This is a genomic window from Bifidobacterium tibiigranuli, assembly GCF_022655035.1.
Lineage (GTDB): Bacteria > Actinomycetota > Actinomycetes > Actinomycetales > Bifidobacteriaceae > Bifidobacterium > Bifidobacterium tibiigranuli_A.
In genome coordinates, this window is the sequence record NZ_JALCUA010000021.1 from 1 (window position 1) to 11,197 (window position 11,197).

General features: G+C 61.7%; 11 protein-coding genes and 1 tRNA gene. 4 read left to right on the forward strand and 8 right to left on the reverse strand.

Going from position 1 to position 11,197, the window contains the following annotated elements:
- Together LKK40_RS10605 and purT are read right to left on the reverse strand one after the other, a co-directional pair.
- Positions 1–131, reverse strand: a 131-nt coding sequence (locus tag LKK40_RS10605; RefSeq protein ID WP_304310549.1) for a phosphoribosylaminoimidazolesuccinocarboxamide synthase, incomplete at its 3' end; no start/stop codon positions are given.
- A gap of 439 nt (positions 132–570) precedes the next feature.
- Complete coding sequence (gene purT / locus LKK40_RS10610) at positions 571–1,893, reverse strand: formate-dependent phosphoribosylglycinamide formyltransferase (protein WP_304310539.1); 1,323 nt, start codon at positions 1,891–1,893, stop codon at positions 571–573.
- A 329-nt stretch (positions 1,894–2,222) separates the two neighbouring features.
- On the opposite strand from purT, the gene LKK40_RS10615 reads away from it, so the two are divergent.
- From LKK40_RS10615 to LKK40_RS10625, 3 genes are read left to right on the forward strand one after another with little or no spacing between them, the layout of a single operon-like run.
- Positions 2,223–2,870 carry an MptD family putative ECF transporter S component gene (locus tag LKK40_RS10615; protein ID WP_304310540.1) on the forward strand — a complete coding sequence of 216 codons (648 nt, stop codon included), beginning with the start codon at positions 2,223–2,225 and terminating at the stop codon, positions 2,868–2,870.
- A gap of 28 nt (positions 2,871–2,898) precedes the next feature.
- The gene (locus LKK40_RS10620) at positions 2,899–3,636 is read left to right on the forward strand and encodes an energy-coupling factor transporter transmembrane component T (protein WP_304310541.1); all 738 of its coding nucleotides are present in this window, start codon (positions 2,899–2,901) and stop codon (positions 3,634–3,636) included.
- Positions 3,633–5,291 carry an ABC transporter ATP-binding protein gene (locus LKK40_RS10625; protein WP_304310542.1) on the forward strand — a complete coding sequence of 553 codons (1,659 nt, stop codon included), beginning with the start codon at positions 3,633–3,635 and terminating at the stop codon, positions 5,289–5,291. Before LKK40_RS10620 ends, LKK40_RS10625 begins: the two co-directional genes overlap by 4 nt.
- A gap of 265 nt (positions 5,292–5,556) precedes the next feature.
- Here LKK40_RS10625 and LKK40_RS10630 read toward each other — a convergent pair whose 3' ends face one another.
- Positions 5,557–6,582 carry a threonine aldolase family protein gene (locus tag LKK40_RS10630; protein ID WP_304310543.1) on the reverse strand — a complete coding sequence of 342 codons (1,026 nt, stop codon included), beginning with the start codon at positions 6,580–6,582 and terminating at the stop codon, positions 5,557–5,559.
- Positions 6,583–7,453: 871 nt separating this feature from the next.
- Between LKK40_RS10630 and LKK40_RS10635 the strand changes: the two genes are divergently transcribed.
- A tRNA-His gene (locus tag LKK40_RS10635) sits at positions 7,454–7,529 on the forward strand.
- Here the strand turns inward: LKK40_RS10635 and LKK40_RS10730 are convergent.
- The 5 genes from LKK40_RS10730 to LKK40_RS10660 all read right to left on the reverse strand — a co-directional run bounded on the left by LKK40_RS10730 (position 7,492) and on the right by LKK40_RS10660 (position 11,127).
- The gene (locus LKK40_RS10730; protein WP_368491405.1) at positions 7,492–9,210 is read right to left on the reverse strand and encodes a recombinase family protein; all 1,719 of its coding nucleotides are present in this window, start codon (positions 9,208–9,210) and stop codon (positions 7,492–7,494) included. The two genes, LKK40_RS10635 and LKK40_RS10730, sit on opposite strands and share 38 nt — an antisense overlap.
- A 176-nt stretch (positions 9,211–9,386) precedes the next feature.
- Positions 9,387–9,590 (reverse strand): hypothetical protein, encoded by a 204-nt coding sequence (locus tag LKK40_RS10645; RefSeq protein ID WP_304310545.1) that lies wholly within the window; start codon positions 9,588–9,590, stop codon positions 9,387–9,389.
- Complete coding sequence (locus tag LKK40_RS10650) at positions 9,590–10,186, reverse strand: hypothetical protein (RefSeq protein WP_304310546.1); 597 nt, start codon at positions 10,184–10,186, stop codon at positions 9,590–9,592. Before LKK40_RS10650 ends, LKK40_RS10645 begins: the two co-directional genes overlap by 1 nt.
- A gap of 12 nt (positions 10,187–10,198) precedes the next feature.
- On the reverse strand, positions 10,199–10,723 hold the full coding sequence (locus LKK40_RS10655) for a single-stranded DNA-binding protein (RefSeq protein ID WP_304310547.1): 525 nt from the start codon (positions 10,721–10,723) through the stop codon (positions 10,199–10,201).
- Positions 10,724–10,803: 80 nt separating this feature from the next.
- Positions 10,804–11,127 carry a hypothetical protein gene (locus tag LKK40_RS10660; protein WP_304310548.1) on the reverse strand — a complete coding sequence of 108 codons (324 nt, stop codon included), beginning with the start codon at positions 11,125–11,127 and terminating at the stop codon, positions 10,804–10,806.
- Positions 11,128–11,197: the final 70 nt, after the last annotated feature.

An 11,197-nucleotide genomic window follows, 5' to 3' on the forward strand; every position in this document is an offset into this window, starting at 1 on the left:
TCGATCTGGGCTTTCTTCGCGCCGTTGCCGGCGGTCGCCTGATTCATGTATTCGACCCAGAGAATGTCCGGATCGTTGGTTGCGTAGAGTTTCTTGGCCTTGCCCTCGTAGAGCTTCTCCAGTTTCTCCATGACCCGCCTTTCGCGTATGCCTTTTCCACAAGATTTGGAGCAGTGAATTGACGCTCACAGCGTAGCAAGCAGAGGTTACAACGACACGGATTGCTCGGGCGGACGACGAACTTTGTGCTGTCATACCTCAACAAACCGGGTATCTGCGTTGTGTGTAGCGTTATCGAGGTGCTGCGGAGGTCTATCTGCGTTGTGTGAGGCGCTATTTTTCGGAGAGTCGAGTATCAGGTGGTCAGAACCGCGGTTTTCGGACAGCGATACTCAGGGTGCCAAGGAATTAACGCCTCACACAATGCAGATAGACCTCCGCAAGGGTGAATTAGCGCTACACATAACGCAGATACCATCGAAAACCGGACAATTTCTACGCATTGCAACTTGAAGACACCCGAATAAGGTGGCTAACGAGCCGATATGGCACACAAATTGCATGAAAACATCAGCTAATCGCGATGTGCAGTGTATCCGCCACCTGCGCGGCCCGTGCTCGCGCCTCGTCAACGTCTTTGCCGGTCGCCAGCGACACCGCCATGCGCCGATGGCCGTGCACGGCGGGCTTGGTGAAAATGCGCAGGTCGGTATCCGGCTCTGCCAGTGCTTCGGGCAGATTCGAGAACACGGCCTCGCCTTCGCCCTCGATCACAATCGCATGGCTGGCCGCGACCGAACCCTGCCGCAAGGTCAGATTCAGATGCTCCTGCGTCACTGGCAGCCCTAGCACGGCCCGGGCGTGCAGCGCGAACTCGCTCAGGCGCTGGGACATCATGGTCACCATGCCCGTGTCGTGGGGCCTGGGGGAGACCTCGTTGAAGAGCACGGTGCCGTTGTCGAGCACGAACAATTCCACGCCGAACACGCCCCAGCCGCGTTCGCCCTCGCGCTGTGCCTGATCGACCATGCCCAGCACCGCAGTGCAGGCGATGCGCTGCGCCGTCGCCAGAGTCGCGTCATCGACGTTGGCCGGCTGCCAGGACTCGCGGTAATCCCCATGATCCTGCCGTTGCCCGATAGGCGCGCAGGTGACCACGCCCGCGCGGGAGCTGACGGTGAGCACAGTCAGCTCATAGGCCAATGGCACCAAAGCCTCGACGATGACACGCGAAACCGTGCCGTCGTTCGCCGCGCGTCGGCCGGTCTGCGCCTCCTGCCAAGCCTGTTCGAGCTGTTCTGCGCCCTTGACGACCGACTGTCCGTGTCCAGATGAGCTCATAATCGGCTTGACGACGCAGGGGTAGCCCACAGCCTCAGCGCCGGATTGCAGCTCCTCGAAGGACCCGGCGAAGCGGTACGGCGTCGTGGGCAGGCCAAGCTCGTCATGGGCCAGCACGCGCAACCGCTCCCGATCCATGCAGATCGCGGCGATGCCGGAGCTCGGCACCACCTGGATGCCCGATTGGGCCGCTTTGGCCAGTTCTGCAGTGGCGATGGCCTCCACTTCGGGGATGATGATGTCCGGCTTTACGCGGGCTATGAGTGCATTGAGTTTCTGCGCGTCCGCCATATCGAGCACCTGCGCCTCATGCGCCACTTGGGCCGCCGGAGCGCCAGGGTAGCTGTCCGCAGCGCATACCCACGCGCCTAGCCGCATCAGCTCGATGGTGACCTCTTTGCCCAGCTCGCCTGAACCCAGCAGCAGCACGCGGGTCGGCTTCGCGCCCAAGGGCGTGCCAAGGGGCCGATTGATAGTCAAGGAAGAAATGCGAGAAATGGACTGCATGGTGGCGGACGTCGAGGCAGGACGATTCAGGCTGTTTTCGCTCATATGACCATTGTGCCATCTGTGGTGTATCGAAGATGTGGTGTATCGGGAGCGCGTGCTCTTGCGCTGTGCGGCGTTGGCCTGGTCGCCGTCGGCGGCGTCGGCTACGAGCAGCGGGCTGTGTGCGCTCGCCCGCGATGCTTCGGGAAACCGCGGCCGCGACAGATATTTCGCGTAGCACATGTTCTGCTCGGGCGATAGTAGTGACTTTGCGGGAGATAGCCGTTACAGTCATGAGAGGTCTGTTGCGATAAGGCGCCTATGGTTTTTATGGTTTCGTCATCATCGCAACGGCTGAAGGCACAGTTGGATCAGCGGATATGAGGAATACCATGGCACATATGGCAACGCGCGTCAGCGACGCTGGTGCGGGCGAGACGAAGCCGCAGCTACCAGGCAGCGGCAAGCTGCAGACGCGGGACTACATCACCATCGGCGTGTATACCGTCTTGTATTTCGTGCTCATCTCCGTCGCCGCCGGCGTGACGCATGTAATACCCGTGGGCATGCCGCTCACGGGCTTCGCCTGCGGGCTTTTCGGTGGAATTCCGTACATGATGGTGGCTGCGAAATCGCATCGTTTCGGGGCGATTACCATCATGGGCATACTGCTCGCCGTGCTGATGGGCGCGATGCATGGCAATTACTACACGATTGCCACGGCTGTGGCCGCGTCGGTGGGAGCCGACCTGATCGCGTGGGCCGGGCGCTACCGCAGCCTCAATGTGAATATCATCTCCGCAGGCGTGTTCAACCTGTGGAGCATCGGCATGTTTCTGCCATTCTACATCGGCAGAAACGACTATCTGGGGGCGTTGACGGCCAAAAACGGCGCACAGTACTCCGCCGGTCTCGCAGGGTTGTTCCCCGGCTGGGTGCTGCCGGCGCTGCCCGTTCTCGGCGTACTCGGCGGCGTGTTGGGCGCGTGGTTCGCCAAACTGGTGATTCGAAAGCACTTTGAAAAAGCCGGCTTAGTCTGACATATGGCAGATAGGACAATGCACGCTTATGGACATCGGAAGTGAAGAATATCGCGGCTGGCTGCGCTTCGACCCGCGCACCAAGCTTTTCTACGTGCTGACGGTGGGGTGCTTCTGCCTGACGCTGCTGGGCGCAGACGCCTACTGGATACTGGTGGTGCGGTGTATGCTGGCAATCTCGCCGTTCCTGCTGCTGCTTGCCAACGGCCGGGTTCGCGGCGCGGTATTTTCCCTCATCGCAATAGTGGGATGCTTCCTCGTAGCGTCGTTCGTGCTGCCCTATGCTGGCGGCTTCATTGGATGGATGTTGTATGCCTCCACAGGCATCGTCACGCAGCTGCTGCCCAGCGCGATGACCGCTTACTGGCTGCTCTCCACCACCACGGCAAGCGAGCTGATAGCTGCGCTGCAACGCATGCATGTGCCGCAAAGCGTTACCATCTCGCTGGCGGTCATGTTTCGGTTCTTCCCGACGGCTGTTGCCGAACAGCGTTCGATCAACGATGCCATGATCATGCGCGGCGTGCGCTTCGGCGGCGGCAAGATGTCGGAGATCTTGGAATACCGTGTGGTGCCGCTGATGACCAATTCCGTGCGCATAGCCGATGAGCTTAGCCAAGCGGCGCTCACGCGCGGACTCGGCGCTGGCAAGCGGCGTACGAGCATCGCCCGGATAGGGTTCCGTTTCTCCGATGCACTGGTATGGCTGCTATGTCTCGGCTGTTTCGCCGTGTGGGCGCTGACTTCTTTGGGAGTGCTGGCATGACGGCTCGGAATGCCGATAACGGCCTGCCCGGCATCGCTTCGGCTCCTCTTCGTGCGCAATCGCACGGCGATATGCAAGACTTTTCATCTGAGCAGGCGGGCGAGAATCTGCGCAATGGCGATATGCCGTCTGCAGGAAAGTCGATCCTCGCCTTCGACCACGTCTCCTTCGCTTACGGCGGGGGCTCGCATGCCGGAGTCCAGGACATCAGCGGCGGCATTGAAACCGGTGAGGTGATTCTGCTATGCGGCGACTCTGGCTGTGGCAAGACGACCATCACCAGACTGGCGAACGGCCTTGCGCCGCATTATTTCGAAGGCTCGCTCCAAGGCCATGTCGAAGTAGCTGGGAATGACAACGCGCATACCCCGCTGGCTCGAATCGCGCGTCGTGTCGGGTCGGTGTTTCAAAATCCTAAAAGCCAGTTCTTTACGCTGAACGTGACCGGTGAGCTGGCCTTTGCCTGTGAGAATTTCGAAATGTCTCCTGAGGATATTCGCAGCAGAATCGACGGAACCGCTGGCGATTTTCGTATTGAGTCGTTGCTTGACCGCGGCATTGCACAGATGAGCGGCGGCCGGAAGCAGCGAGTGGCCTGCGCCTCGGTCTCTACGGCGGAGCCGCAAGTGCTGGTGCTTGACGAGCCGAGCAGCAATCTCGACGCGCGTTCGATTGCTGATTTGCGGCAGATCGTGCGTCTGTGGAAGAAGCAGGGCAAGACGGTGCTTATCGCCGAACACCGGCTCTACTGGCTTGACGGTCTCATCGACCGCGCTTGGTACATAGCAGACGGTCGTATCGCACGCGAAATGAGCGCTGAACAGCTGCATGACCTTGATGTGCATGAGCGGCAGACCTTGGGCTTGAGACCGGTGACGGGCGAGCAGATCGTGCAGACCCTAGGCCTCACAGACCGACTGACCTCCTGCGACGAAACCAGCGGGGGAGCGCATAGCAAAGACGGAGCATACCGGATTTCCGATTTTTCGTACACGTATCAGGGACAGCGCGTTCCGGCTTTGCATATCGCGGGTGCAGAGCTGCCTCAGGGAATGGTCACGGCTGTCACCGGGTTCAACGGCGCAGGCAAAAGCACTTTCGCCCGCTGCCTGCAAGGTCTGGACAGACGATGCCACGGCACGCTTATCGCGCCGAGCGGCGAGCGGCTGAACCGAAAGCGTCGGCTGAAAGCCTGTTTTACGGTGCTGCAAGATGTGAACTGCGAGCTGTTCACCGAATCGGTGCTGGACGAAGTGCTGCTCGCGCAGCCGCAGGAGCGGCGTGATGCGGCCGTGGATATCTTGAAGCAGCTCGACTTGCAGACTTATGCTGACCGGCACCCGTTGTCGCTGTCCGGCGGCCAGAAGCAGCGTGTGGCCATCGCGGCCGCAGTCGCTTCCGAACGTCCGATCATTATTTTCGACGAGCCTACCAGCGGCTTGGACATGCGTCACATGGAGCAGGTCGCGGCGCTTATTCGCAGGCTCGCGGATATGGGGCGTACGGTGGTCGTAGTAACGCACGACGCGGAATTTGCGCTGGCCGCCTGCGACCGCAACATCACCATCAGCGGCGGCAGCATTCAAGACGCATACGATCTCAATGCCGAAGGCTCGCGCAAACTGGTCGAAGCGCTGGTCGCATGCGCCGAATGAGGCTGCTTATGCATCGGCTGTCATCATTATTCATGCCCGAGCATGACAGTCTCGTCAATGCGCGGTCGTCCAGTGCGATATCTGGAATCAACCTGTAGGGATTCGCGTGAACCAATTTCTGTACTAGCTGATCTCAACACAATTCCGGGAAATCGCGTTGCTGACTTGTTTCGATCTGTTTCAGACCCTGTTCGCAGCAATTCCTAGGAAAATCTGGCTAACGGTACGTCATAATCCATTCGACAAAGGATATGCGGGTATGTTCCTACAGCAGCGCGATGAGCTGGTCGGTGTGCTCCTGCGTGGTGGCCCAGCTGGTGCACAGGCGCATGATCGTATGCCCGTCGTCGACCTTGCGCATGAAGCCCATCTCCACGTCCTTCGACAGGCGTTCTATGGTGGCGGTGTCCATATTCACCATGATCTGATTCGTGGGGTTCTCGTAGGCCAGCTCGTAGCCCTTGGACACCAGCGCCTTGCGAATCTGATCGGCCTTGTCGTTGGCGTTCTGGGCAATGCTGAGATATAGCCCGTCGGTGAACAGCGTGTCGAACTGCAATCCGGTCAGCCAGCCCTTGGCGAGCAAGGCACCGTGCTGCTTGACCAGCGTCAGGAAATGCTTCGGGCTATTGCCTTTCGGGAAGACCACCGCCTCGCCGCACAGCGCCCCGACCTTGGTGCCGCCAATGTAGAACACGTCGGTGAGCCGGGCGATGTCTTCAAGCGTCACGTCGGTGCCTTCGGCGGTCAGACCATAGCCCAGCCGCGCCCCGTCGAGGAAGAAGGTCAGCTCATAGCGATGGCATACCTCGGCAAGCGCCTCAAGCTCCGCCTTGGAATACAGCGTGCCGTATTCGGTGGGATGCGATATGTACAGCGTGCCGGGGAAGACCATGTGCTCGTAGTTGCCGTCGGCGTAGAAATCCTTGCAATACTGGTCGAGTTCGTCGGCGTCCACCTTGCCGTCGTGCTCCGGCAGCGTGAGGACCTTATGGCCGGTATGTTCGATGGCTCCGGCCTCATGCACGTTGACATGCCCGCTGGTCGCGGCCACGACGCCGGCATAATGCGGTGTGACAGCGTCGATGACGGTCTGATTCGTCTGCGTGCCGCCTACCAGGAACCACACGTCAGCCTCGGGAACATCGCACGCCTCGCGGATTTTCGCTGCCGCGCTTTCGCTGTAATGGTCGGATCCGTAGCCCGGCACCTGCTCCATGTTGGTTGCGGCGAGGCGTTCGAGTATGCGCGGGTGCGCGCCCTCGCTGTAATCGTTCGTGAATGAAAGCATGGCAGACTCCTTGGATCGGGTAATGCAGTGGCAAGCATTGTGTTAGCAGGCGCTGTGCTCACACGCATATGGCTTAATAGGCATATGCGGGTTATAAGGCACAGCGAAAACCGGCAAACAGCTGCGAGTCTATCGCGTGCGCCTCCCTACGGACGTAAGTCCGGCAGCCCGCAAGCTGCACAAGACAAAAGAGTGGCCCCGGAGATTGCGTCATCCGGGGCCACTCCGAGGGGGAACGCCCTGTGTTCCTGTGCCTGCTGCCGCGCCACGTCGCGCGACCTGTGTGTTTCATTCACTCAATCCACTCACCTGAGCCGGTTTCTGGCATCATCCTGATGCCTTATATCATTCGTCAGCACCATTCAATCACCAGCAATCACATCCGCGGCCCGGTTCCCAAACCTCCCAAACCGTACTGCCTCATTGCCGCCGTCGTCATGTTCTTCAATTATCTGTTGAAGGCGTTGCGTAGGGGCCCTCGGCATTCCTCAGGCTTTGCGCTTCATTGCAACCCATCGGCTAATCGACCGATTGCAACTCCGGCCTTCGCTTCATAGTATAGTGCGATCCTCGCCAAAAAGCCAGCAATCAATGCCTTGGAAACATAATGTTCAGTAGCGTTCCTGCACGGCTGTGTCAAACGCACAAGATCTGACATCAAAGCGGTTTGAATGTGCGATTCCGATTGATGTGAACATGGTTACCGAGAGCCCGGCGTGTCGCGATAAGTGCGCGTGTGAGCCAAGTTGGGGATGTGAGATTAAGGCTGTGTCAGACGAGACTTCTGCGACTCGCCGTATGCGCAAGGCATGAGAATCGTGTATAGTATCCATCTGTTGTGCGATTTCGCTAGCGGAGTCGACACTACATGGTGGCTATAGCTCAGTCGGTAGAGCACCTGATTGTGGTTCAGGAGGTCGCGCGTTCGAGCCGCGTTAGCCACCCCACTTGGGCCAAATTCAAACCTTCGACCAAAGGAACCATCCTTGGTCCGGTTTGAGCTTGGCCCTTTTTCTTCGCTTCGGCCGCCCAGTTCAGCGCGTTGCCCTGCACCTCCGGATCGCACAGCATGTCGAAGGGCTTCTGGAACTCGGCCCTGACCCTCCGCTCGCCGTCCTCGTCGATATAGATGCGGGTGAAGAACGCCTGGTTGCACAGTTTGCGGTTCAGGTCGTCGCACCGCTGGTAGATGTCCGCGATGTTGGCCAGCAGGCCGAGCGAGTCCTCCAAGTTCTCGCGTGCTTCCAGGTACTCGTTGTTGTGGGCGGCGATGTGGTTGTCGATCGTCTCCAAGGCCGCGCCGATGCGGGATTGCTCGCGTTTGAGCATGTCCAGGGGCACGGCGTCGGCGTAGTGGGCCTGCAACAGCTTGAAGCGCTCGCCTTCCAGCTTGTCGCGCTGCCGGGTGAGCTGTTCGAGCTCCTTGGTCTCGGAGGCCATGAGCCGGTCGAACTCGGCATGCAGCATCCCGGCCACGTCTTCACGCACCTGCGCCGGGACCTGGATGGTCTTGTAATACTCCTCAATCAAGCGTTCCACATCCTCGATGAGGATCGCGTGACGGGTGCAGTCGGTGCTTCGGGAATGCCGTCCCGAGCACACGAAATAGGGGTAGATGCTGCCCTGGTGGTTGCGCGCATGGCACACGATGAGCCGAGAGCCGCACTGCCCGCAATACACCGTGCCCTTCAAATAGTGGTCATGGACCTGGCTTTTGTCGGCGGCCGAGACGTGCGAGTCGAGCACGGACTGCACCTGATACCAGACCTCCCGCGGCACCAGCGGCTCATGGGTGCCCCGGTAGGTCACGTCCTTGTAGGTGATGTCGCCCTTGTAATACGAGTTGCGCAGCATCCGGCGCAGCGTCGTCTTGCTCAAGGGACGCGCCGGGCGCTTCGGGGTGGGCCGAGTGGTGAGCCCGCGGCGTTCCAGTTCGCGCTGCATCTCGGAGACCGTCCACAGGCCGGAGGCGAACACCTGGAATGCCCAGGTGACCAGCTCGCCGCGCTCCGGGTCGATGCGCACGGTGCGCTCCTCGCGCCCGTGCTCGTTGCGCACCCCGACGTTCTCGTAGCCCACCGGGGCCGCGCCGATCGTGCCGCCCTGCGCGGCCTTCTGCGTCAGCTCCTTGATGGTCTCGCTGGCCAGGTTGCGCGAGTAGAACTCGGCGATGGAGGACATGATGCCGTGCAACAACATGCCCGAGGGCGTCTCGTCGATGTTCTCGCTGGCCGACACCAGCATCACGCCCGCGTCGCGCAGGGCCAGGTGGATGGCCACGTCGTCGGCCCGGTTGCGCGCCAGGCGGTCGACCTTGTGCACGATGCAGTAGTTGATCCGATGCTCGGCCACGTACTTGATCATCCGCATGAGCGCCGGCCGGTCGGCCTTGCGAGCCGATTCGCCGGCGTCCACGAACTCCTGGACCACGCTCGCGCCGAGCTGGTCGGCCTTGGCCAGGTTCGCGTTGCGCTGGGCGGGAATGGAGTAGCCCTCCTCGCCGCCGCCCTTCTCGGCCTGTTCCTTGGTCGAGACGCGCAGGTAGATCACGGCGGTCGGCCCGTCGGCGGGCTCGGAAGGGGAAACGAGGCTATCGACCTTGATGTGGTCGTCAACGAGTGTGTTCATGGCTTTTCTCCGCAGCTAGTGGTCCGAACCACCGCAGAGTCATTGACTGCGAATGCTGCTCGTGAGAAAAGCCCGAAGGCCGCAAGGACATGGCCACGAAGGCCAAGTAAAGATGCCCCGCCATGACGGCGAGGTCAGGGACCACAACACCCGCCTCTGCGGCGGATGGTTCTATTTTACTCTGACCTGCCGTCGGATGTCATCGCCGTGGGCGAAGCCGACTGCTCAATGCGTCTCTGACCGGTCTCTTGGAGCGTGAGGCGGATCAGCAGCTTCGTGAGTTTTCCCAGATCAGGGCTGTCTCGGTGCTCCGCTCTCACGGTGAGCTGACGCTCCTCGCGCGGACGCCAGGTCGTCTTGCGCTGGTATGTCCGCACCATCAGTCGACCTCGCCTGTCTCCGGGTCGGCTCCCGCGTAGAACCGGTCCTCGGCGGCCTGGCGTTTGGCGACCTCGGCGATGATGAAGTCCACGAAGTCCTGGTCGCGGTTGACGATGGTCGTCTCCTCGACCGGCGGTGCTGGCCGTTCGCCGGGCCAGCTGGTCTGGCGGGTGGGCCGGTCCCGGTCCAGCCGGGTGCCGGAGGTGGCGACCCACTCGCGCAGGCGGGTTCGTGTGTCGGCGAAGTCGCGGTGCCATCCCAAGGGGGCGGCGGCGTTCTGTTCGGGGTCGTAGGCGGCCAGCCAGCTCAAGTGCAGGGCGGAGAGCTCCCAGAGCAGTTCGGGGTGCCGGTGCCACATCGGCGGGATCACGCTGGCGGGAAGCCCGTAGGTGTGGCGCAGCCAGTCCACCCACCGGTTCAGCTCCAGCAGTTCGGCCTCCAGGTCGTTGGCCGCCAGGAGGTTCCAGTTGATGGGGTGCGGCGGCTCGGGCAGGTCGGGACGGGCGTCGAAGGTGGAGGGCTCGGGGCTGTCCGCGTAGTCCTGTCCGTCGGCGGCTTCGGGGTTGGCGTGGGGCGTGTGGTCGTCGTCGCTCATGATGTGCCTCCCTCACAGTCCGATGGCCGGATTGGCGCGCTCCGTGCCGGAGCGTTCGGGGCGTTGAAATGGTGTGGCGTCTCGGGCGGGGGCTTCCTGTCCGAGGCTGGCGCGGCGTGGGGTGCGGTCGACTTCGTAGCGGGTGCGGGCCAGGTCGTGGCCGAGCCGGTTGGCGATGAACCGGGTGCGCTGGACGCCGGTGTCCTTGTCGATGGAGGTGTCCAGTTCGCCTTGGGCGACGAAGTAGTCCTGCTTGGCCAGCTTCTCGAAGCCGCGCACGGCGGCGGCACGGAAGGCCACCACGTCGTGGAAGGTGGTCTCCAGCTTGGTGAACGTGCCGTCGGGCTCGGGCCGGTAGTGCTCCTGTCCGGCCTTGAAGTACAGGCGGGGCGTGCCGCCTTCGGGATGGGTGAACTGGGGGTTGGAGGCCACGAACCCGTAGAAGCTGTCCCGCACGTCCGGCGCATCCGCCGCCCGGCCTTCCCCCGGTCCGGGGCGGGGTGCTGCTTGTGCTGGTGTGGTGTCTTGTCTGGCCATGAGCCGTGCTCCGATCTGACTGAAGCGGCCCGCTGTTCGGGCTGCTGTGCCAGACAGGTAGGTATGCGGGGCCTGGACGCTCAGCCGTGCCGCAGGAGCGCTTCTATTGCGGTGCGGTCGGCGGCCAGCTGTCGCGCGTCGGGACGGCTGGGCCATGCGTGCAGGTCGGTGATGATGGGCGGGGCGGAGCGCAGGAGCACGATGCCGGTGCCGAACGGGAGGCGGCGGATGCGGTCGGGCGGCAGGATCGGCACCCGCCTGATCGAGCGTTGGTTCGACCTGGTGCCGTGGTCGCCCAGGGTCACGCTGTCGGTGGTTTCGTCGCGTTCCCCGATGAGATTCGAGATGGAGGGTGTCAGATTGTTTGTGTAAGTGGGGGTGTTTTTGATTGAAAGTTGAGACACTGATGACCATGATTGATAGACAAGAACGACAGGCGCGTGGCCGTGAGCAGGCTGAGGGCGTTGCGGCGCT

Bases quoted from the DNA above. Each gene is read 5' to 3' on its own strand.
- LKK40_RS10655 (WP_304310547.1), bottom strand. From the start codon at position 10,723: ATGGCCAGACAAGACACCACACCAGCACAAGCAGCACCCCGCCCCGGA.
- LKK40_RS10645 (WP_304310545.1), bottom strand. From the start codon at position 9,590: ATGGTGCGGACATACCAGCGCAAGACGACCTGGCGTCCGCGCGAGGAG.
- LKK40_RS10620 (WP_304310541.1), top strand. From the start codon at position 2,899: ATGGACATCGGAAGTGAAGAATATCGCGGCTGGCTGCGCTTCGACCCG.
- LKK40_RS10650 (WP_304310546.1), bottom strand. From the start codon at position 10,186: ATGAGCGACGACGACCACACGCCCCACGCCAACCCCGAAGCCGCCGAC.
- purT (WP_304310539.1), bottom strand. From the start codon at position 1,893: ATGAGCGAAAACAGCCTGAATCGTCCTGCCTCGACGTCCGCCACCATG.
- LKK40_RS10730 (WP_368491405.1), bottom strand. From the start codon at position 9,210: ATGAACACACTCGTTGACGACCACATCAAGGTCGATAGCCTCGTTTCC.
- LKK40_RS10630 (WP_304310543.1), bottom strand. From the start codon at position 6,582: ATGCTTTCATTCACGAACGATTACAGCGAGGGCGCGCACCCGCGCATA.
- LKK40_RS10615 (WP_304310540.1), top strand. From the start codon at position 2,223: ATGGCACATATGGCAACGCGCGTCAGCGACGCTGGTGCGGGCGAGACG.
- LKK40_RS10625 (WP_304310542.1), top strand. From the start codon at position 3,633: ATGACGGCTCGGAATGCCGATAACGGCCTGCCCGGCATCGCTTCGGCT.